At 69.4% G+C, this 19,665-nt stretch carries 18 protein-coding genes; 8 read left to right on the top strand and 10 right to left on the bottom strand.

Annotated features, from left to right (window positions below; genetic code table 11):
• The first annotated feature begins 2 nt into the window (after window positions 1–2).
• Window positions 3–365, top strand: coding sequence for a Grx4 family monothiol glutaredoxin (gene grxD, locus ACK8OR_RS01190; RefSeq protein WP_410187650.1), 363 nt, complete (start codon window positions 3–5; stop codon window positions 363–365).
• 49 nt (window positions 366–414) lie between these two features.
• On the opposite strand, the gene ACK8OR_RS01185 is transcribed toward grxD, so the two are convergent.
• The 4 genes from ACK8OR_RS01185 to ACK8OR_RS01170 form a co-directional block, all read right to left on the bottom strand.
• A complete protein-coding gene (locus ACK8OR_RS01185; protein ID WP_410187649.1) occupies window positions 415–618 on the bottom strand; it encodes a pilus assembly protein in 204 nt (67 codons plus the stop codon).
• A 97-nt stretch (window positions 619–715) separates the two neighbouring features.
• Window positions 716–2,170, bottom strand: coding sequence for a ribosome biogenesis GTPase Der (der, locus tag ACK8OR_RS01180; RefSeq protein ID WP_410187648.1), 1,455 nt, complete (start codon window positions 2,168–2,170; stop codon window positions 716–718).
• Between the two features lie 78 nt (window positions 2,171–2,248).
• Window positions 2,249–3,568, bottom strand: a complete 1,320-nt coding sequence (locus tag ACK8OR_RS01175) for an outer membrane protein assembly factor BamB family protein (RefSeq protein ID WP_410187647.1) — start codon at window positions 3,566–3,568, stop codon at window positions 2,249–2,251.
• A 43-nt stretch (window positions 3,569–3,611) separates the two neighbouring features.
• Entirely contained in the window at window positions 3,612–4,262 is a 651-nt protein-coding gene (locus ACK8OR_RS01170) for a hypothetical protein (RefSeq protein WP_410187646.1), read from the bottom strand.
• 205 nt (window positions 4,263–4,467) lie between these two features.
• Between ACK8OR_RS01170 and ACK8OR_RS01165 the strand changes: the two genes are divergently transcribed.
• From ACK8OR_RS01165 to ACK8OR_RS01135, 7 genes are all read left to right on the top strand, one after another.
• The gene (locus tag ACK8OR_RS01165; RefSeq protein WP_410187645.1) at window positions 4,468–5,790 is read left to right on the top strand and encodes an efflux RND transporter periplasmic adaptor subunit; all 1,323 of its coding nucleotides are present in this window, start codon (window positions 4,468–4,470) and stop codon (window positions 5,788–5,790) included.
• Window positions 5,787–9,548 (top strand): efflux RND transporter permease subunit, encoded by a 3,762-nt coding sequence (locus ACK8OR_RS01160; protein WP_410187644.1) that lies wholly within the window; start codon window positions 5,787–5,789, stop codon window positions 9,546–9,548. Before ACK8OR_RS01165 ends, ACK8OR_RS01160 begins: the two co-directional genes overlap by 4 nt.
• 110 nt (window positions 9,549–9,658) lie before the next feature.
• On the top strand, window positions 9,659–10,534 hold the full coding sequence (locus tag ACK8OR_RS01155) for a metal ABC transporter substrate-binding protein (RefSeq protein WP_410187643.1): 876 nt from the start codon (window positions 9,659–9,661) through the stop codon (window positions 10,532–10,534).
• On the top strand, window positions 10,531–11,385 hold the full coding sequence (locus tag ACK8OR_RS01150) for a manganese/iron ABC transporter ATP-binding protein (RefSeq protein ID WP_410187642.1): 855 nt from the start codon (window positions 10,531–10,533) through the stop codon (window positions 11,383–11,385). Before ACK8OR_RS01155 ends, ACK8OR_RS01150 begins: the two co-directional genes overlap by 4 nt.
• A gap of 111 nt (window positions 11,386–11,496) precedes the next feature.
• Window positions 11,497–12,336, top strand: a complete 840-nt coding sequence (locus ACK8OR_RS01145) for a metal ABC transporter permease (protein WP_410187641.1) — start codon at window positions 11,497–11,499, stop codon at window positions 12,334–12,336.
• Window positions 12,333–13,178 carry a metal ABC transporter permease gene (locus ACK8OR_RS01140; protein ID WP_410187640.1) on the top strand — a complete coding sequence of 282 codons (846 nt, stop codon included), beginning with the start codon at window positions 12,333–12,335 and terminating at the stop codon, window positions 13,176–13,178. The genes ACK8OR_RS01145 and ACK8OR_RS01140 overlap by 4 nt, the downstream gene beginning before the upstream one ends.
• A gap of 32 nt (window positions 13,179–13,210) precedes the next feature.
• Window positions 13,211–13,870 carry a TfoX/Sxy family DNA transformation protein gene (locus ACK8OR_RS01135; RefSeq protein WP_410187639.1) on the top strand — a complete coding sequence of 220 codons (660 nt, stop codon included), beginning with the start codon at window positions 13,211–13,213 and terminating at the stop codon, window positions 13,868–13,870.
• 15 nt (window positions 13,871–13,885) lie between these two features.
• Here the strand turns inward: ACK8OR_RS01135 and ACK8OR_RS01130 are convergent, their stop codons facing one another.
• The 6 genes from ACK8OR_RS01130 to ACK8OR_RS01105 all read right to left on the bottom strand — a co-directional run bounded on the left by ACK8OR_RS01130 (window position 13,886) and on the right by ACK8OR_RS01105 (window position 19,605).
• Window positions 13,886–15,037: a hypothetical protein gene (locus ACK8OR_RS01130; RefSeq protein WP_410187638.1), complete on the bottom strand. Its 1,152-nt coding sequence runs from the start codon at window positions 15,035–15,037 to the stop codon at window positions 13,886–13,888.
• An 82-nt stretch (window positions 15,038–15,119) separates the two neighbouring features.
• Entirely contained in the window at window positions 15,120–15,749 is a 630-nt protein-coding gene (gene upp, locus ACK8OR_RS01125; RefSeq protein ID WP_298431149.1) for a uracil phosphoribosyltransferase, read from the bottom strand.
• A 4-nt stretch (window positions 15,750–15,753) separates the two neighbouring features.
• Window positions 15,754–16,719: an adenosine deaminase gene (locus ACK8OR_RS01120; RefSeq protein ID WP_410187637.1), complete on the bottom strand. Its 966-nt coding sequence runs from the start codon at window positions 16,717–16,719 to the stop codon at window positions 15,754–15,756.
• Entirely contained in the window at window positions 16,716–17,906 is a 1,191-nt protein-coding gene (locus tag ACK8OR_RS01115) for a phosphopentomutase (protein ID WP_410187636.1), read from the bottom strand. Before ACK8OR_RS01115 ends, ACK8OR_RS01120 begins: the two co-directional genes overlap by 4 nt.
• The gene (locus tag ACK8OR_RS01110) at window positions 17,903–19,219 is read right to left on the bottom strand and encodes a thymidine phosphorylase (RefSeq protein ID WP_410187635.1); all 1,317 of its coding nucleotides are present in this window, start codon (window positions 19,217–19,219) and stop codon (window positions 17,903–17,905) included. Before ACK8OR_RS01110 ends, ACK8OR_RS01115 begins: the two co-directional genes overlap by 4 nt.
• Window positions 19,216–19,605, bottom strand: coding sequence for a cytidine deaminase (locus ACK8OR_RS01105; RefSeq protein ID WP_298431144.1), 390 nt, complete (start codon window positions 19,603–19,605; stop codon window positions 19,216–19,218). Before ACK8OR_RS01105 ends, ACK8OR_RS01110 begins: the two co-directional genes overlap by 4 nt.
• Between the last annotated feature and the right edge of the window lie 60 nt (window positions 19,606–19,665).

Here is a 19,665-nt window from a genome sequence, read left to right as displayed (position 1 = left end):
CCATGTCGGATGCGAAGACCCAGATCGACGAGACCGTGAACGCCAACGACGTCGTTCTCTTCATGAAGGGTACCAAGGCGATGCCGCAATGCGGGTTCTCGTCCAAGGTGGCCGGCGTGCTGAATTACATGGGCGTGGACTACACCGACGTGAATGTGCTGGCCGATGACGGTATCCGGCAGGGCATCAAGGATTATTCCGACTGGCCGACGATCCCGCAACTCTACGTCAAGGGCGAGTTCGTCGGCGGCTGTGACATCATCACCGAGATGACGCTCTCCGGCGAACTGGACACGATGCTGGCCGACAAGGGCATCGCGTTCGACAAGGACGCCGCCGACAAGATCCGCGAAGCGAACGCCTGATCGGGATCAGGGACGCGGGACCGCCCGGCCCCGCGTCCCGTCCCGGCCTTCAGAAGGCGGGGCTGACCGACGTCGCCTGAAGCTGCGTGTCGAGATCGCTCGAGATGTCCTGCACCCCGCTCGACACGACACCCAGCACGGCAAGCCCGAGGCCGACCAGCGCGGCGGTGAGCACCACCCAGTCGACGGTGACGGCGCCGTGCTCGGCGCGGGCGAAGGTGGCAAGGGACGAAAGGATCGGGTTGCAGGTCATCGGGACATTCCTTGTGAGTTGACAAGAACCCGTCTCGATCCGGGGCGCGGTTCCAACCCGACCGCGCGGTGTCGGAAGTTGGGCGAACCGTTCGAATTCAATCCTTTCGGCGACCCTCGACATGCTTGCGGAGCCGCGACGCCTGCACCCGCTTCTTGCCCTTGTAGGGGTTCGCATCGCCCTGCCCGCGCATGTGCAGGCGGATCGGCGTGCCCGGCATGTCGAAATCCTCGCGCAGACCGTTGATGAGATAGCGCGTGTAGCTGTCGGGGATGGCCTCGGGATGCGAGCACATCACGACGAATCCCGGCGGCCGGGTCTTCACCTGCGTGGCGTAGCGCATCTTGATGCGGCGGCCCTGTGGCGCGGGGGGCGGATGCTGTTCCAGCATACCGGTGAGCCACCGGTTCAGGGCCGCGGTGGGCACCCGCCGGTTCCAGACCGCGTGGGCCTTCAAGATCGCGCCATGCAGCCGGTCGAGGCCGCGTCCGGTCTTGGCCGAGACCGTGACCAGCGGCGCACCGCGAAGCTGCGGCAGAAGGCGTTCGAACGCCTCCTTCAGCTCGGCCAGTTTCTCCTGCCGGTTCTCCTCGAGGTCCCACTTGTTGACCGCAACGACCACCGCGCGCCCCTCGCGCGAAGCGAGGTCGGCGATGCGCAGGTCCTGCTGCTCGAAGGGGATGTCGGCATCCAAAAGGACGACGACAACTTCGGCGAACTTGACGGCGCGCAGGCCGTCGGACACCGACAGCTTCTCGAGCTTCTCCTGCACCTTGGCCTTCTTGCGCATCCCCGCCGTATCAAACAGCCGGGTCGGGACGCCTTCCCAGTCGAAGCCCAGCGCGATGCTGTCGCGCGTGATCCCCGCCTCGGGGCCGGTCAGCAGGCGCTCCTCGCCGATGATGCGGTTGATGAGGGTGGACTTGCCCGCGTTCGGGCGTCCGACCACGGCGATCTTCAGGGGACGCTTGGCCGTCGGGGCCCAATCGGCCTCCTCGCCCACGTCGTCCTCGTCGATCTCGATTTCGGCTTCGGCCTCCTCGGAGGGGGCGTCGGCCTTCGCTTCGATGAAGGGGCGCAGCGCGACGGCGAGATCGGCCATGCCCTCGCCATGCTCGGCGCTCAGGCCGATCGGCTCGCCGAGGCCCAGGCCGTAAGCCTCGAACATACCGGCCTCGCCCAGCCGACCTTCGGCCTTGTTGGCGGCCAGGAGGACGGGATGTCCCTTCCGGCGGAGGATGTCGGCGAAGACCTCGTCGGCTGGGGTGACGCCGACCCGCGCATCCACCACGAAAAGCGCCGCGTCGGCCATGTCGACCGCGCGCTCGGTCAGACGCCGCATCCGGCCCTGAAGCGAGTCGTCCGTGGCCTCTTCCAGACCGGCGGTGTCGATCACGGTGAACTTCAGGTCGCCCAGCCGCGCCGCCCCCTCGCGCAGGTCGCGCGTCACGCCGGGCTGGTCGTCGACCAACGCCAGCCGCTTGCCGACCAGCCGGTTGAACAGGGTGGACTTGCCCACATTGGGGCGTCCGACGATGGCGAGGGTGAACATGGGCGCGCAGGTCCTTCGGATCAGGCGCGGGGGTTAGCGCAATCCTGTCCGGGGGGCCAGTGCGCCGTCGCGCGCGCTTCAGCGGAAGGCGTGCAGCTGTCCCTTGCGGCCCACGACGAAGAGCGCGTCTCCGAAGGCGATCGGGCGCGATGCGGCGCCGCCGGGCACCGGGGCCTGCGCGGCGAGCGCGCCGGAGGCCGGATCGAAGCCACGCAGGATACCGTCCGAAGATGCGACCCAAAGACGTCCGCCCGCGAGAACGGGGCCGAAATGGGCATAGATCCCCTGCCGACGGGACAGACGGGCGTTGCGATAGAACGGCAGATCCTGCCGCCAGAGCACCTGTCCGGTCTCCGCATCCATCCGCAACAGCTGCGCGCGATCCGAGATGGCGAAGACCGACCCGCCCGCGACGGCCACCGGGGACACGGTCCCCTCGCTCGCCGTCCAGAGCCGTTCGCCCGAGGACGAGGACAGCGCGACCATCCGGCCCGCCGAGGTGCCGGCGTAGATCCGGCCGCCCGAGACGACCGGGTCGCCGGTGATGTCGCCGACGTCATTATAGGCGACGCCGCGCCGCTCGCCCGAGACGCTGGAGCCCCAGACGCGCAGGCCCGACTGCCGCAGCGCCGCGAGGATCTCGCCGGAGCCGAAGGGGAAGATGACCGCGCGGTCGGTGACCGCGGGCGCCGGCGCGGTGGCCATGACCTGCAGCGACGGCGCGGCGGGCAACTCCCACCGGATGCGGCCATTCTCGGCGTCGAGCGCCCAGGCGCGGCTGTCGCGGCTGACCAGATAGACCATCCCGCCCGCGACCTTGGGCGTGGTGATCGGCGCGTCGAGGCGCTGGACCCAGCGCTCGGCGCCCGTGGCGGCGTCGAGGGCATGCAATTCGCCGAAGCCGGTCGAGACGTAGACGATGCCGCCTGCGACGGCGATGCCGCCGCCGGACGCGTCGCTGTCGCGCTCGAACCCGGGCACGAGGCTGCGGGCCCAGACGGTGCCGCCATTGGCGGCGGTCGCGGTGATCCGGGCCTTGGCGTCGAGCGTGAAGATGCGGGTGCCGTCCGATACGGGATCGGCGGTGATGCGCTGCCGACGGCTGTCGCCCGCGCCGATATTGGCCGACCAGAAAAGCTGAGGGGCCGCCGAGAGCGTGGCATGAGCGGGGTCGTTCAGGACGTTGCCGACGCGCATCGGCCAGGCGGCCAGACGCTGCGGGCCGGGGAGCGAGATCGCGAGCGCTTCGGGCGCGGACGCGTCGGAGGCGGCGGCGATCACGCCGATGCCGCCGTCTTCGCGCACCGGCAGACGTTCGCCGGGCAGGATGATCTCCCGCTCGCCGCAAGCGGACAGGACGAAGGCTCCGATCACGAGCAGCCCGGCCAAGGATTTCATGCGTGGAGCTCCCAATTCACCCGTATGCCCCGACAACCGCCGGTCACGCCGGTTCGGGCGAGGCGCCCAGCGCGACAATCAACTGCAGGGCGCGACGACGCAAGGCTTCCGTCGCCTCGGCGTCTTCGGAAAGCAGACGTAGTAGCGTAATTGCCGTCGCCTCGTCGCCCGCCTCGAGCGCGGCCACGGCCTGAAGCTCCAGCCCGAGGGGCCGGAAGGGCGCGCCGGGGGCGGTCAGTTCTTCCAACACGAGCGCGTCGCGCCCGGCATCGCCCGTCCCGCCCGCGAGCATCGCCTTCGTCAGCGCGAGGTGACGATACGTGGCCGGCATCTCGGGCGCGTCGGCAAGCTCCAGCAGGCGCGTCCGCGCGGCGGCATCGTCCGTTTCGGCAGTCACGACCGCCTCGAGCATTCCGAGGATCGCCGTCTGTTCGGGCGATGCCGGCGTGATCTCGCCCAGGGCCGCGACCCGCGCCGCCTCGCTCTCGGACCCGAGGGCCGACAGGATCTCGGTGCCGAACGCCTCGGCGCTGCTCCGGGCCTGCGCGTTCCGCCATTCGTTCCAGGCCGCACCGCCGACCAGCACGAGGATCGCCAGCACCGCAACCCAGCCCCAGCGCTTGAGAATCGCGTATAGCCGATCGCGGCGCACCTCCTCGGTGACCTCGTCGATGAAGCTCTCCGGATTGGACATGGACGTCCCCCTCGCGTGTCGAGCGCCCTCCTAGCGCAGCCCCGTTCAGGGGCCAAGGGGATATGGCGTCGGCGCGAAAATGTGCGAATCATCACAATGAGGTCGCAGATAGGTCTTTACGAATGCCCTGCCCTTGTCGCACACCCGCGCAAACCCTAGAACTGAACCAAATCGTTCAGTCGTCCCGCCGCCCGAAAGGCCCAGCATGCGTTTCTTCCCGATTGTCACGGCCGTCCTTGTTTGCGCGGCGCTCTTCTTCGTGGTGCTCCAGCGCGAGCAACTGCTGTCCTTCGCGCGTGGGCTGACCGGCGACGGCGACGACGTGCCGACCGAAACGTCCGCCCCCGCCGCGGCCGAGGTGCCGGTCGCCATCGCCACCGAAGAGGATGCCGAAGCGCGCGAAGACGTGCATGTCGTCGTTCTGCGCTCCGCGGCGCAGGACGTGGCCGACGCGGTGCTGGTGCGTGGGCAATCCGAGGCCGCGCGCGAAGTCGTGGTGCAGGCCGAGACCGCGGGCACCGTCATTTCGGAGCCGATCCGCAAGGGCGAGTTCGTCGATGCGGGCCAGGTCCTGTGCGAGCTCGATCCCGGCACGCGCGTCGCCACACTGTCCGAAGCGCAGGCCCGCGTGGCCGAGGCCGCCGCCCGCCTGCCCGAAGCCGAGGCGCGCGTCCCCGAGGCGGAAGCGCGCGTGATCGAAGCCGAGGCCCGGCTCGAAGAGGCACGGATCAACCAGAACGCTGCCGACCGGCTGTCGGAGGGCGGCTTCGCTTCGGATACGCGGGTCGCCAATGCCGATGCCAGCCTGCGCGCCGCCGAGGCGGGCGTCATCACCGCGCGCACCGGGCTGGAGACGACGCAGGCGGGCATCGAATCGGCCCGCGCCGCGATCCAGTCCGCCGAAGCGGGCGTCGAGCGCGCCGAGCTTGAGATCGCCAACCTGACCGTCGAGGCGCCGTTCGCGGGCCTGCTCGAGACCGATACGGCCGAGCTGGGCCTGTTGCTGCAACCCGGGGGTGCGCCCTGCGCCACGGTGGTCCAGCTGAACCCGATGAAACTTGTCGGCTTCCTGCCCGAGGCGCAGGTCGACCGTGTCGCCGTGGGTGCCCGTGCCGGGGCGCGTCTGGCCTCGGGCGGCGAGGTCGCGGGCGAGGTCACCTTCCTCAGCCGCTCGGCCGATGACCTGACGCGCACCTTCCGCGTCGAGGTCACCGTGCCCAATGACGACCTGCGCATCCGCGACGGCCAGACCGCCGAGATCCTGATCGAGACGCCGACGACCCGCGCCCATCTCGTGCCCGCATCGGCCATGACGCTGAACGACGAGGGTACGCTTGGACTGCGCGTCGTCGAGGACGGGATCGTGGCGTTCCAGGACGTGACGCTGGTGCGCGACACGGTGGACGGGGTCCTCCTGACCGACATGCCCGACACGCTCGACGTGATCACGGTGGGCCAGGAATACGTCACCGACGGCGTGCCTGTCCGCGTCACCTATGTCGATGAAATGGCGGAGGTCACGCAATGACGGGCCTTATCGACTGGGCCGCCAACCGCGCCCGGATGGTCATCACCTTCGTGATCCTGTCCGTCGTCGCGGGCACCGTCGCCTATGTCTCGCTGCCGAAGGAAGGCGAGCCGGATATCGACATCCCCGGCGTCTTCGTGTCGGTCCCCTTCCCCGGCATCAGCGCGTCGGATGCCGAGAAGCTCTTGGTCAAGCCGATGGAGACCGAGCTCAAGGAGCTGGACGGCCTGAAATCCATGTCGGCCTCGGCCAACGAGGGCTTCGCGGGCATCTTCCTCGAATTCGAGTTCGGCTGGGACAAGTCGGCGACCATCGCCGACGTACGCGACAGCATGAACAATGCCGAGGCCGACTTCCCGGCCGGCGCCGAGCAATACGTCATCGAGGAGATCAACTTCTCGGAATTCCCGATCCAGATCGTCTCGCTCTCGGGCGATGCACCGGAGCGGACGCTCCTCCGGCTCGCCAACGACCTGCAAAGCCGGCTCGAAGGGATGCCCGCCATCCTCGAGGCCGGTCTCGCCGGTCACCGCGACGAGATGCTCGAGGTTCTGATCGATCCACTGGCGCTCGAAGCCTACAACGTCACCGCGGGCGAGCTGATCGACGTGGTCAGCCAGAACAACCTGCTGGTCGCCACCGGCGCGGTCGAAACGGCATCGGGTGCCTTCCCCGTCAAGATCCCCGGCAGCTTCGAGAGCCCGCAGGATGTCTATGACCTGCCGGTGAAGACGGATGGCGACCGCATCATCACGCTAGGCGACCTCGCGACGATCAACCTCACCTTCCAAGACCGGCAGGGCACTGCGCGCTACAACGGCGACACCACGGTCGCCCTTCAGGTCGTGAAGCGGAAGGGCTTCAACATCATCGATACCGCCGCCGAGGTCCGCACCGAGGTCGAGGCCGAAGTCGCGTCCTGGCCCGAGGAACTGCAGCAGGCCGTCGAGGTCCGCATCACCATGGACCAGTCGCGAACCGTCCGCTCGATGGTCCAGCAGCTCGAAGGCTCGGTGCTGACGGCCATCGCGCTCGTGATGATCGTCGTGCTGGCCGCACTCGGGACGCGCTCGGCCCTTCTCGTGGGCTTCGCCATCCCGACCTCGTTCCTTTTGTCCTTCGCGCTGATGGCCGTCCTCGGGATCACCATTTCGAACATCGTCATGTTCGGCCTGATCCTTGCCGTGGGTATGCTGGTCGACGGCGCGATCGTCGTGGTCGAATACGCCGACAAGCGCATCACCGAAGGCTCCGGCCCGATGCAGGCCTATACCGAGGCCGCAAAGCGCATGTTCTGGCCGGTCGTGTCGTCCACCGCGACGACGCTCTGCGCCTTCCTTCCGATGCTCTTCTGGCCGGGTGTTCCGGGCGAGTTCATGGGCATGCTGCCGGTCACGCTGATCTTCGTTCTGTCGGCGTCGCTGATCGTGGCGCTGATCTATCTGCCCGTCCTTGGCGGCGTCGCCGGCCGCATGTCGCGCACCTTCGAGCGCGGGTCCGACTGGCTGCGCCGCCGCCTGCCCTGGATCGTGCGCGCCGTCCTCGCCGCGGGTTCGGCCTGGCTGATGGTCGTCGCCATCCTCCAGACGCTGAACCCCGCGTACCTGCTGCCCGACGCGCCCGCAGGTTTCATGGCGATGCTGCCCGGCGCGCTGATGTTCATCGTCTCGGCCATGCTCTTGTCGACCACGCTCGGCTCGGTCACGTGGCACCGCACGACCCGCCGGGTCCGTGCAGGCTATCGGCGCACGCCCTTCGGGCATTTCGTGAACCTGATCGTCGGTAACCCTCTGGGGCCGATCGTCGCCGTCCTCGCGGTCGGCTTCGCGGTCGTCACCACCTTCACCTATTTCGGTGCCAACAACAGGGGCGTCGAGTTCTTCGTCGAAAGCGAGCTCGAGAACGCGAACGTCTACGTCCGCGCGCGGGGCAACCTCTCCCTCGACGAAAAGGACGAGTTGCTGCGCCGAGCCGAAGCCATCGTGCTGGCCACGCCCGGGATCCAGTCGGCCTTCTCCTTCGCCGGCGATGGCGGGCTCAGCTCCGGCGGACCGGGTGCTGCGGGCGGCGCGTCCGACACCATCGGCCAGATCCAGATCGAGATGGTCCCCTGGGAAGACCGTCCCACCGTGCCCGAGCCGTGGTTCGATATCTTCGGCTTCACCGTGAACACCCAGGTCGTCGACCCGGCTTTCGACGGCGACCGGATCGCCGACGAACTCTTGGCAAACCTGCGCGAGCTGCCGGGGGTCAAGGTCGACCTCTCGGCGCAGGATCGGGGCCCCGCCCAGGGCAAGCCCGTGCATCTGCGCCTCAAGGGTGAGAACTGGGACGAGCTTCAGGCCGCCACCCGCGATACGGTCGCGCTCTTTTCCGGGACGCCGGGCCTGATCGACGTCGAGGACACGCTCCCCCTGCCCGGCATCGACTGGGAGATCGACGTCGATGTCGAAAAGGCGGGCCGTTTCGGCGCCAACGTGGCTACCGTGGGCGCGATGGTGCAGCTTGTCACCCGCGGCATCCTTCTCGACACGATGCGCGTGCCGTCCTCGGACGAGGAGATCGATATCCGCGTCCGCCTCCCCGAGGAAGACCGCGTCCTTTCGACCCTCGACAGCCTCAAGGTTCGCACGCAGGACGGCCTCGTCCCGCTGGCGAATTTCATCACCCGCACGCCGGTCCCGCAGCTTGCGAAGATCGACCGCTTCGACGGCGAGCGCGCCTTCGACGTGAAGGCGGATGTTGCTCCCGGCCTCGTGAAACTGGTCGATGGCAGTGGCGAGACCGTCGATATCGTGACCGAGGCCGAAGCCGAAGGAAGCGACCTGGCCGCCGTCCCCGTGACGGCGACCGAACGGATCGGCCTTCTGACCGAGATGTTCGAGACGGGAGAGATCCTGCCCGAGAGCGTGTCGTGGGAATGGACCGGCGACCAGGAGGAGCAGGCCGAGAGCCAAGCGTTCCTCGGGCAGGCCTTCATCGGCGCGCTGGGCCTGATGTTCGTGATCCTGCTGGCGCAGTTCAACTCGATCTACAACTCGATCCTCGTGCTGCTGGCGGTCGTCCTGTCGACCACAGGCGTGCTGATCGGGATGCTGGTCATGGACCAGCCCTTCTCGATCATCATGACGGGCACCGGGATCGTCGCGCTGGCGGGGATCGTGGTGAACAACAACATTGTCCTGATCGACACCTATCAGGACTACTCGCGCTACATGCCGCGGCTCGAAGCCATCGTGCGCACCGCCGAGGACCGCATCCGTCCCGTCCTGTTGACCACGCTCACGACGATGGCGGGCCTGGCTCCCATGATGTTCGGCCTGTCGCTGAACTTCATCGGCGGCGGCTACTCCATCGGCTCGCCCACCGCGCTTTGGTGGATTCAGCTCGCGACGGCGGTGGTCTGGGGCCTAGGTGTCGCGACGATACTGACGCTGCTCTTCACGCCGTCGATGCTGGCGGGACGCGTCTGGGTCGCGACCTATGCCCGCGGGATCGGCCGCGTTCTCGGGCGCATCGGTTTCAGCCGCGGCACCCGCGCTGCGGAGGACTGGGCACTCCGCCGCGAAGCCAAGCGCGTCCGTCAACCCGAGCTTCTCTGGGCCGAGGACGAGGACGCCGATCCCCAGACCGACCCGGCCGACCTGGAGCCGCCCACCGAGGAGCCGACGGCGGTCGTTGTCGCGGATGTCGAGCCGGACGGCGATGACACGGAGGCGTCCAAGGGACCCCACCCGCCCCTCCGCGCCGCAGAGTGACACCCGACGAAGGCCCCCGGAGACGGGGGCCTTTTTTCGGGTCGCCGCCTTGACCCTGCGCCAGTTGCGAATAATTCTCATTCCAACATTCGCTTCGCCCGGAAGAACTCATGCGCGCGCTTCTCCTCATCCTCGCCACCGTTCTCGCCGTCCCAGCGTCGGCCGACGAGAGGATCAAGGTCGCCACGACCTTCACGATTATCGCCGACATGGCGCGCAACGTGGCCGGCGATGCCGCCGAGGTGGTCTCGATCACCAAGCCCGGTGCCGAAATCCACGGCTACCAGCCAACGCCCGGCGACATTATCGGCGCGCGCGACGCCGACCTCATCCTCTGGAACGGCCTCAATCTCGAGCTTTGGTTCGAGCAGTTCTTCCGCAACATGGGCGACATTCCCGAGGCGATCGTCTCCGAGGGGCTGGAGCCGCTCTCGATCCGGGGCGGTGAATACGACGGCAAGCCGAACCCCCATGGCTGGATGGGGCTGGAGCCGGCGCTGCTCTATGTCGACAACATCGCCGCCGCCCTGTCCGAAGCCGACCCCGTAAATGCCGCGACCTACGCGGCCAACGCCGAGGCCTACAAGGCCGAGATCACGGCCACCATCGCGCCGCTGCGCGACGCCATCCGCGCCCTGCCCGAAACCGACCGCTGGCTGGCCACCTCCGAGGGCGCGTTCAGCTACCTCGCGCGCGATTACGGCCTGCGGGAGCTGTTTCTCTGGCCCATCAACGCTGATGCTCAGGGCACGCCCCAGCAGGTCCGTACCGTCATCGACACCGTCCGCGCCGAGGGCGTGCCAGCGATCTTCTCGGAATCCACCGTCTCCGCCGACCCCGCCCGACAGGTCGCGCGCGAGACGGGTATCGACTATGGCGGCGTCCTCTATGTCGACAGCCTGTCGGATGCGGACGGCCCGGTGCCGACCTATCTCGACTTGCTGCGCGTGACCTCCGAGACGATCCTCCACGGTCTCTCGCGATGAAGGACACGGCCGACATCGCCACGGGCGGGATCTCGGCCCAGGGCCTGACCGTCAGCTATCCCGGCGGTGTGGTCGCGCTGCGCGACGCGAGCTTCGAGCTTCCGACCGGCACCATCGCGGGGCTCGTGGGCGTCAATGGCGCGGGCAAGTCGACGCTCTTCAAGGCGTTGATGGGCTTCCTGCCGGTCCGGTCGGGATCGGTTACGCTGCTCGGCCGGCCCGTCGCGCAGGCGCTGCGCGAGAACCTCGTGGCATATGTCCCGCAGGCCGAGGAGGTCGACTGGACCTTCCCCGTCCTCGTCCGCGACGTCGTCATGATGGGGCGCTTCGGCCATATGGGCTTCCTGCGCAGGCCCTCCGCCGCCGATCACGCGGCCGTGGCCTCCGCCCTCGACCGCGTCGCGATGGCCGACTACGCCGACCGCCAGATCGGCGCGCTTTCGGGTGGCCAGAAGAAGCGCGTGTTCCTTGCCCGCGCGCTCGCGCAGGACGGACGCGTCATCCTGCTCGACGAGCCCTTCACCGGTGTCGATGTCCAGACCGAGGACGCCATCGTCGCCCTCCTGCGCGAGATGCGCGACGAGGGTCGGGTCATGCTGGTCTCGACCCACAATCTCGGCTCGGTGCCCCAGTTCTGCGATCGCACCGTCTTCGTGAAGGGCACCGTCCTGGCCTACGGGCCGACGGACGAAATCTTCACCCAGGCCAACCTCCAGCGCGCCTTCGGCGGCGTGCTGCGCCGCTACGACCTTGGCGGCGACGAACTGCATGACGACGACGACGCGCGCAAAGTCACCGTTCTCACCGATGACGAGCGCCCGTTCGTCATCTATGGCGACCAGCATGATTGACGGGTCCGCCACGGCCGCTCGTCACGCGGGCGGCGCCCTTCGATGTTCCGGAAATATGCCGGGGGGTCCGGGGGGCTGGCCCCCCGGCCCGGCCCATGTGGACCCGCGCCCATGAGCGCGTTGCTCGAACCCTTCGCCTACGACTACATGGTGAACGCGATCTGGGTCAGCGCCCTTGTGGGCGCGACCTGCGCGTTCCTGTCGTGCTTCCTGATGCTCAAGGGCTGGAGCCTCATCGGCGACGCGCTCTCGCATTCCGTCGTGCCCGGCGTCGCGGGGGCCTACATGCTGGGCCTGCCCTTCGCGCTGGGCGCCTTCCTCTCGGGGGGGCTTGCGGCGGCGGCGATGCTCTTGCTGACGGAACGGTCGGGCCTCAAGACCGACACCGTGATCGGCGTGATCTTCACCGGATTCTTCGGGATCGGCCTCTTCATGGCATCGCTCTCACCCGCATCCGTCGATCTCCAAACGATCGTGCTGGGCAACATCCTCGCCATCACGCCGGGTGACCGGCTGCAGGTCGTGATCATCTCCCTGGTGACGCTCGCGGTCCTGCTGCTGAAGTGGCGCGACCTGCTGGTCGTCTTCTTCGACGAGGCCCATGCCCGCGCCATCGGTCTCAACCCGCGGTTCTGGAAGGCCGTACTCTTCACGCTCCTGTCCGCCTGCGCGGTTGCGGCGATGCAGACCGTGGGCGCCTTCCTCGTGATCGCCATGGTCGTCACGCCGGGGGCGACGGCCTACCTGCTGACCGACCGGTTCGGCCTCCTTTTGGTGATCGCGGTCGTGCTCGGCACCCTTTCCTGCGCATTGGGGGCCTATCTGAGCTACTTCATCGACGGGGCGACCGGGGGCGTGATCGTCGTCCTCCAGACGCTCGTCTTCGCCGCCGCCTTCGTCTTCGCGCCAGTCCACGGACAGCTCGCCGCCCGCCGCCGGATGCGCGCATGATCGAGACCATCGCCCTCCCGTTCCAGCTGCCGTTCCTGCGCGACGCCATGCTGGCCGCCCTTCTGGTGGCGCTGCCCTGCGGCCTCCTCTCGGCCTTTCTCGTCCTCAAGGGCTGGAGCCTGATCGGCGATGCCATCAGCCACGCGGTCCTGCCCGGCGTCGTGATCGCCTATATCCTGGGGCTTCCCCTGATCGTCGGGGCTTTCGTCGCCGGCATGGGCGCCGCACTCCTGACCGGCTGGCTCGACACCCGCTCTCGGATCAAGCGCGACACGCTGATGGGCGTCGTCTTCGCGGGCATGTTCGCGGTCGGGCTCGTGTTGATCACGTGGGTCGAGGCGGGCGTGCATCTCGACCACATCCTCTTCGGCAACCTGCTCGGCGTCGACCGGGCCGAGCTCTGGACAGCGGCCGTCGTCGCCGCGATCGTCTGCGCGGTCATGGCGTTTCGCTGGCGCGACTACCTGTTGCACGCCTTCGACGCGACCCAGGCCATGGCGGCGGGCCTTCCGGTGCGCGCGATGCAGATGGGCCTTCTGGCGATGATCTCCGCCGCCGTCGTCGCGGCCTTGGGCGCAGTCGGCATCATCCTCGTCGTCGCCCTCCTCGTGACGCCGGGGGCTTCGGCCTTCCTCCTGGTGCGCAGCTTCGGGCGAATGCTTCTGGCTTCGGGCGCGATCGCCTGCGCCGCCGCCGTCGCGGGGATCTACATCTCGATCGCGCTCGACACGGCGCCCGGAGCGTCAATAGTGGTCGTCCTGACCCTTATGTTCCTGATCGCGCTTGGCATTCGGAGCCTGCGTCAACGCGGCGCTCGCCTGGGGGGCAGCCTGCACGAATAGCGGGCATCGCGGTTTTTTCTGCGCGAGCGAAGTTGACCTCGCCGCATTGCAGCGTAATCTTGGAGACATCGACGCGCCGCCCTCCTCCTCCTCCCTGGGCCGGCGTATCGCACGGAAGCCGCGGCCCCGCTCAATCCTCCCTCCCGAGCGGGGTCGCAGTTTCGCCCCAATCCAGACATTCTCCGATCAATGTTTCGCTGCAGGCTACAGTCATCCAACCCCATGGTGACCGTAATGATGCAGTCGATTCCCACCCCCACGACGCCCGCGCGCCCCGCGCCCGCGCCGCGCAACCCGCGTCCCGTCCCGATCCGCTTCACGGACTGGGCCTCGATCTGAACGACGCGAACGACGATGCGCCGGTCTCGGCGCTTCGCAATCTAGGACCGAAATCCGAGGCGACCTTCGCCCGCACCGGCATCACGACCGTCGGCCAGCTGCGCGAGATGGGTGCCGACGCCGCCTACGCCGCGCTGATCGCGGCGGGCACCTCCCCCCACTTCATCGGATTCTATGCGCTCGAAATGGGCCTTCAGGGCCGCCCTTGGAATGATGCCCAGGGCGACGAGAAGGTCGCGCTCCGCGCCCGGTTCGACGCCATCGTGTCGCGACGGTCCGCATCCCGCGACACCGATCGCGATGCGTTCGAGGCGGCGATGGACGCGCTCGGGATCATCGATCCCGACACCTGAGCCAAGCGGCCCGGCTCAGCGTGTGACGTAGATCACGCTCCGGAGACGGCGCGGCGTCTCGTTCGTCCAGATGGCCTGCGACTGGTAATCCCCTTCGAGCGTGCGGGGCCCTCGCGCGGGGTTCAATCGCCCGTCATCGAAGGCGGCACGATAGCCCGCGGGCGGATGCGACACGTCAAAGGTGGTGCGCGCGGCGGGCACGATCACGACCCGCTGGCCGCGCGTCGACGCCGTGGTCACGCCGGGTGCCACTTCCAGCGACGAGCTGTCGCGGGCACCGCTGCCGCACCGCGTGGCGCCCCTGAGATAGCGGGTCGAAAGCTCGGTCGCGCCGGTGCAGCCGGTCGTGGCGGGCACGACGACCTGCCCACGCGCGCGGCGCGGGCTCGGGGCGGCGGGATTGACGCGAACGGCCGAGGCGGGCGGCGTCACGACCACCGGGACGGGCGCCCCTGCGCGCCGGACGGTGCGCCGCGGCTGGGCGGGCTGGGTTGCGACCGTCGGTGCGGCGACGGCGCGCGCGGCCGGTGCCGATCCGGCGCGCCCGGCCAAGGCCGCCGCACAAGCCGGCGTATTGCGCAGGTAGCGGGCCGACAGCTCGGTCGCGCCGCAGCCCGGCGGTATGGCCAGCGCCGTCGCGCGGGGGGCGACGACCGCCGGCGGAGCCGGGCGGGGCGCGGTGCGGGGCCGGACGGGTGCCGCGACCCGCGCCGGAGCAGGCGCCGGCGCCACGCGGGCGGGCGCGGGCGCCGCGATTTCGCGCGGGGCCGCGACGGCGGGGGTGCGGCGAATGACGGGTTCGGTGGCGGTCACGGTCGGCGTCGGCGCGGGCGCGGCCGCCGTCGCGACAGGGGCCGGGGCGGGTTCGGCCACGGGGGCCGCAGCCACGGCGGAGGGCCGCGCCGACGGCGCCTGTCCGCAGACCACCGAGCGGTCGCGGTTGACGCGCGGCACCCAGCGGGTCGCGCCACCGACACCCACGCGGATGAACACGCAGCCCCGGCTGTCGACATATTGCGGGGCATCGAAGCTGGCGGGCGGCAGTTCGGCGGGGGCTTGCGTGTTGCGCAGCGTGCGCGTCTGCGCATCGGCGGCACCCGCCCCCAGCAGAAGCGCGGCGCAGAGCGTCCCCGAAAGGCCCATCGTCAGAACGCGCAGCAGCCGCATGTCACCGTCTCCCATCGGTTATCCGGCCCGAGCCTGCCCCCGCCGCGCGCCCGAGTCCAGCGCAAGGCGGGCACGCGCAGCCCTATTTGGTGCCGAACATCCGGTCACCGGCATCGCCCAGGCCGGGCACGATATAGCCCTGTTCGTTGAGCTTTTCGTCCAATGCCGCCGTCACGATCGGCACGTCGGGATGCGCATCCTTCATGCGGGCGATGCCCTCGGGTGCCGCGAGCAGGCAGAGAAAGCGGATATCCTTGGCCCCCTGCGCCTTCAGAAGGTCGATCGCCGCGGCCGAGGAATTGCCCGTCGCCAGCATCGGGTCGACCGCGATCACGAGACGTTCGTCGAGATGGTCGGGGGCCTTGAAGTAGTATTGCACCGGCTGGAGCGTTTCCTCGTCGCGATACAGCCCGACGAAGCCCACCCGCGCCGAGGGCACCAGTTCCAGGATGCCGTCGAGCAGGCCGTTGCCCGCCCGCAGGATCGAGACCAGCGCCATCTTGCGCCCGTCCAGCACCGGCGCGTCCATCGCCTGGATCGGCGTCTCGATCCGCTTGGTGGTCATCGGCAGCTCGCGCGTGACCTCGTAGGCCAAAAGCTGGCTGATCTCGCGCAGAAGCTGGCGGAACACGGCCGTGGAGGTCGTGGTCTCGCGCATCAGGGTCAGCTTGTGCTGCACCAGCGGGTGCGTGACGACGGTCAGATGGTCCATGGGATCACTCCAGTGCCTTGAGGAGGGTTGTGCGGGTGCCGGCGTCGCAGAACGCGGCCTCGGCCGCGGTGCGGTTGATCTGGCGGAAGATGTCGTCATCCCAACCGAAGGCGCGGTGCAGCGCCTCGTATTCCGCGTCCATGTGGGTGTGGAAGAACGGCGGATCGTCGGTCGAGACCGTGACTTTCACGCCTCGATTTCGCAGTTTTTCAATAGGATGCGCGTCGATCTTCGCGTAGACGCCAAGGGCGACGTTCGAGCCGGGATTGACCTCGAGCACGATGCCGTCCTCGGCCAGCCTGTCCACCAACGCGGGATCCTCGATCGCGCGGACGCCGTGTCCGATCCGGCTGACCTTCAGGTGGTCGAGCGTCTCGCGCACGCTGTCTGGCCCGCCGAACTCGCCCGCATGGGACGTCAGGCCCAGCCCCGCCTCGCGCGCGCAATCGAAGGCCCAGGTGAAATCCTTGGGGCTCAGCACGCGCTCGTCGCCGCCCATGCCGAAGCCGATGACCTGCCCGCCCGTCGTTTCGCCCGCACAGCGCGCCGCGCCGCGCGCGCCCTCGGGGCCGAAATGGCGCACGCAGGTTGCGATCTGGCGCAGCTCGATACCGGGCACGGTTCCCGCCGCGTCGGTCATCGCCGCGACGTGGTCGCGCCAGAGCGGCAGGTCATTCTTTGCTGCGATCTGCGGCGCGGTGAAGACCTCGGCGTAGATCACGCCCCGCGCGGTCAGGTCCTCCAGCACGGCGACCGTCAGCCGGGCGTAATCCTCGGGGGTGGTCAGGACCGAGGCCGCCGCCTCGTAGACGTCGAGGAAACGCTTGAAATCGCCGGTGTCATAGCTGCCGTCGGGCCGGAAGATACCCGAGAGATCGATATCCTTCTCGCGGGCCAGCCCCCGGATGAAAGCCGGCGGGGCCGCGCCTTCGAGATGCAGGTGCAGTTCGATCTTGGGCGAAAAGGTCACAGAAAGCTCCGTCCGGGGCCGATCGGGGGAACGCCGAGATGGGCGCAGATCGAGGCTGCGACATCGGCGAAGGCGATCTGTCCGGCCGCGCCCTCGGCCCCCGCCACGAGAACGGGCACCCGTTCGCGCGTGTGATCGTTGCCGCGCCAGGTCGGGTCGTTGCCGTGATCGGCGGTGAAGATCATCCGGTCGCCCGGTCGCAACGCGTCGAGGATGGGGCCGATCTCGCCGTCGAACCACTCGAGATGGCCCGCATAGCCCGCCGGGTCGCGGCGATGCCCGAAATTGCTGTCGAATTCGACGAAGTTCGCGAAGGTCAGGCTACCGCCCGGCATGTCGCGGACCGCGTCGCCGAGGTGCCGCATGAGGGCCGCGTCCGGCCCCTTCGCCACGGTGTCGATCCCCCGCATCGAGAAGATGTCGCCGATCTTGCCGATGGCATGCACCGCGCGGCCCGCCCCCTGCACCGCGTCGCAGAGCGTGGGCGCGGGCGGCAGGATGGCGAAGTCCCGACGGTTCGAGGTGCGCATCCAGTCGCCGTCCGAACCCACGAAGGGCCGCGCGATGACGCGGCCGACGCGCATGTCGTGCAGGATCGGCGCGACCGCCGCGCAGAGATCCAGCAGCCGGTCGAGGCCGAACGCTTCTTCGTGGGCGGCGATCTGGAAGACGCTGTCGACCGAGGTGTAGCAGATCGGCCAACCGGTCCGCAGATGGGCCTCGGCCTCCTCCTCGATGATGAGCGTGCCGCTGGCGTGGCGGTTCCCGAGGATGCCCCCGGTGCCCGCCGCCGCGCAGACCGCATCGACCAGCGTGGGTGGGAAACAGGGTTGTGTGTCTGGGAAATAGGTCCAGTCCCACGGCACCGGCAGGCCCGCCAGCTCCCAATGGCCAGAGGGCGTGTCCTTGCCGGGGCTGATCTCGGTCGCGGCACCCCAAAGGGCCTGCGGCTCGGACCCGAGGCCGGGGGCCGCGTCGCCCGAGGCCAGCGCGATCGCCGCCCCGAGACCCAGCCGGTCGAGCACCGGCAGGCGGAGCGGCCCCTCGGGGCGCCGCTCGGCGCAGAACTGCGCGATATGGGCCAGGGTGTTGGCACCCGCATCGCCGAACTCCGCGGCATCCGGCGCGCCGCCGCAGCTGACGGAATCGAGCACGACGAGAAAGGCGCGGTTGGCGGACCCGCTCACCGGATCGTCTCCTGCACCAATGCGGGCGGGGTCACCGCGCCATCCGAGAAGGTGATCGCCTCGGCCACCCGGATCGCCGCGGTCTCGGCCGCCGCGCCATCGGCGGCGTGTACCCGCGCCAGCGGCTGGCCCTGCGTCACGATCGCCCCGATCTGCGCGATATGGCTGAGGCCCACCGCCGGATCGACCCGGTCGTCCTCGCGCCGCCGCCCGCCGCCGAGATCGACCACGATCTCGCCCAGCGCGCGGGTGTCGATGCCGCCGATCACGCCGGGTCGGTCGGCATGAAGCTCGGCCACCACGGGCGCCGCCGGCAGGCGGTCGCGCCAGCGTTCGGGGAAGTCCGTCGGCCCGCCTTGCGCCGCGACCATCCGGCCGAAGATTTCGGCACCCGCGCCCGAGCTCAGCGCCGCGCCAATCCGCGCCGCGCCGTCCTCGGCATCGCGGGCCAGCCCGCCCAGCGCCAGAAGCTCGCCGCCCAGCGCGCGGGTCAGCGTCACCAGCCGCTCGGCGCCGCGGCCGCCTGGTTCGGTCAGCGCCTCCATCGCGGCGATCACCTCCAGCGCGTTGCCCGCGCTGGTCGCCGCGGGCTGGCTCATGTCGGTCAGGATCGCGCTTGTCATCACGCCCGCGGCCTGCCCCGTCTCGACCAGCGCACGGGCCAGCGCGCGTGCCGCATCCCCATCCGCGACGATCGCGCCGTCGCCGGTCTTGACATCGAGGACCAGCGCCTCGGGCCCCTCGGCCAGCTTCTTCGACAGGATCGACGCCACGATCAGGTCGAGACTTTCGACCGTGCCGGTGACGTCGCGGACGGCATAGAGCCTGCGGTCGGCGGGCGCGATCTCGCCCGTCGCACCGACGATGGCGCAGCCGACACGCGCGACGATGGATTGCAGCTCGTCGGTCTGCATCTCGATCCGGAAGCCGGGGATGGAGGCCAGCTTGTCGAGCGTGCCGCCCGTATGTCCAAGCCCCCGCCCCGAGATCATCGGCACATAGGCCCCGCAGGCCGCGAGCGCGGGGGCCAGGATCAGCGACACGCAGTCGCCCACACCGCCGGTCGAGTGCTTGTCGACGACCGGCCCGTCGAGATCCCATTGCAGTATCTCGCCCCCGTCGCGCATCGCGCGGGTCAGGGCCGCGCGACCCTCGGGCGTCAGCGGCGTGCGGCAGATCCCCATGGCGAAGGCCCCGGCCTGCGCGTCGGACACGCTGCCATCGGCAAGACCGACGGCGAAGGCGGCCAACGCCTCGGGGCCGGGCGCCACGTCGCGGCGCAGGCGCGCAAGGGTGTCCCGCGGTCCCGTCACGCCATGAAGCCCGCGTCGAACGCGCCGGGCAAAAGGTCGGCGATGGTCGTCGCCCGCTCGGTCCCGTCCACGGTCGCGAGCGTCACCGTCACCTCGCCCGCACCGAATTCGGCGAGCTTCTGACGACAGCCGCCGCAGGGCGGCACGGGCGCGGGCGATCCGGCGACGACATAGGCTTCGGTCAGTCGCGTCTCGCCCGCCGCGACCATCGCCGCGATGGCCCCCGCCTCGGCGCAGGTGCCCTCGGGATAGGCGACGTTCTCGACGTTGCAGCCGCGATAGACGACGCCCGATTCCGCACGGATCGCCGCGCCGACCTTGAAGCCGCTATAGGGCGCATGGGCGTTCTCGCGCACGGCGAGGGCGGCGTCGCGCAGATCGGACATCGGTTCGTCTCCGGCCAGATGGGGTCGGCCCGTGCTAGTCCCGGCCCGCGGGGGGATGCA

The sequence above is a fragment of the Jannaschia halovivens genome (genome assembly GCF_046452375.1).
Taxonomy (GTDB): Bacteria; Pseudomonadota; Alphaproteobacteria; order Rhodobacterales; family Rhodobacteraceae; genus Jannaschia; species Jannaschia halovivens.
This window is presented reverse-complemented; position numbering and strand designations above follow the sequence as displayed.

Coding starts and splice junctions, on each gene's coding strand:
- grxD (WP_410187650.1), top strand. CDS start 3: ATGTCGGATGCGAAGACCCAGATCGACGAGACCGTGAACGCCAACGAC.
- ACK8OR_RS01185 (WP_410187649.1), bottom strand. CDS start 618: ATGACCTGCAACCCGATCCTTTCGTCCCTTGCCACCTTCGCCCGCGCC.
- der (WP_410187648.1), bottom strand. CDS start 2,170: ATGTTCACCCTCGCCATCGTCGGACGCCCCAATGTGGGCAAGTCCACC.
- ACK8OR_RS01175 (WP_410187647.1), bottom strand. CDS start 3,568: ATGAAATCCTTGGCCGGGCTGCTCGTGATCGGAGCCTTCGTCCTGTCC.
- ACK8OR_RS01170 (WP_410187646.1), bottom strand. CDS start 4,262: ATGTCCAATCCGGAGAGCTTCATCGACGAGGTCACCGAGGAGGTGCGC.
- ACK8OR_RS01165 (WP_410187645.1), top strand. CDS start 4,468: ATGCGTTTCTTCCCGATTGTCACGGCCGTCCTTGTTTGCGCGGCGCTC.
- ACK8OR_RS01160 (WP_410187644.1), top strand. CDS start 5,787: ATGACGGGCCTTATCGACTGGGCCGCCAACCGCGCCCGGATGGTCATC.
- ACK8OR_RS01155 (WP_410187643.1), top strand. CDS start 9,659: ATGCGCGCGCTTCTCCTCATCCTCGCCACCGTTCTCGCCGTCCCAGCG.
- ACK8OR_RS01150 (WP_410187642.1), top strand. CDS start 10,531: ATGAAGGACACGGCCGACATCGCCACGGGCGGGATCTCGGCCCAGGGC.
- ACK8OR_RS01145 (WP_410187641.1), top strand. CDS start 11,497: ATGAGCGCGTTGCTCGAACCCTTCGCCTACGACTACATGGTGAACGCG.
- ACK8OR_RS01140 (WP_410187640.1), top strand. CDS start 12,333: ATGATCGAGACCATCGCCCTCCCGTTCCAGCTGCCGTTCCTGCGCGAC.
- ACK8OR_RS01130 (WP_410187638.1), bottom strand. CDS start 15,037: ATGCGGCTGCTGCGCGTTCTGACGATGGGCCTTTCGGGGACGCTCTGC.
- upp (WP_298431149.1), bottom strand. CDS start 15,749: ATGGACCATCTGACCGTCGTCACGCACCCGCTGGTGCAGCACAAGCTG.
- ACK8OR_RS01105 (WP_298431144.1), bottom strand. CDS start 19,605: ATGTCCGATCTGCGCGACGCCGCCCTCGCCGTGCGCGAGAACGCCCAT.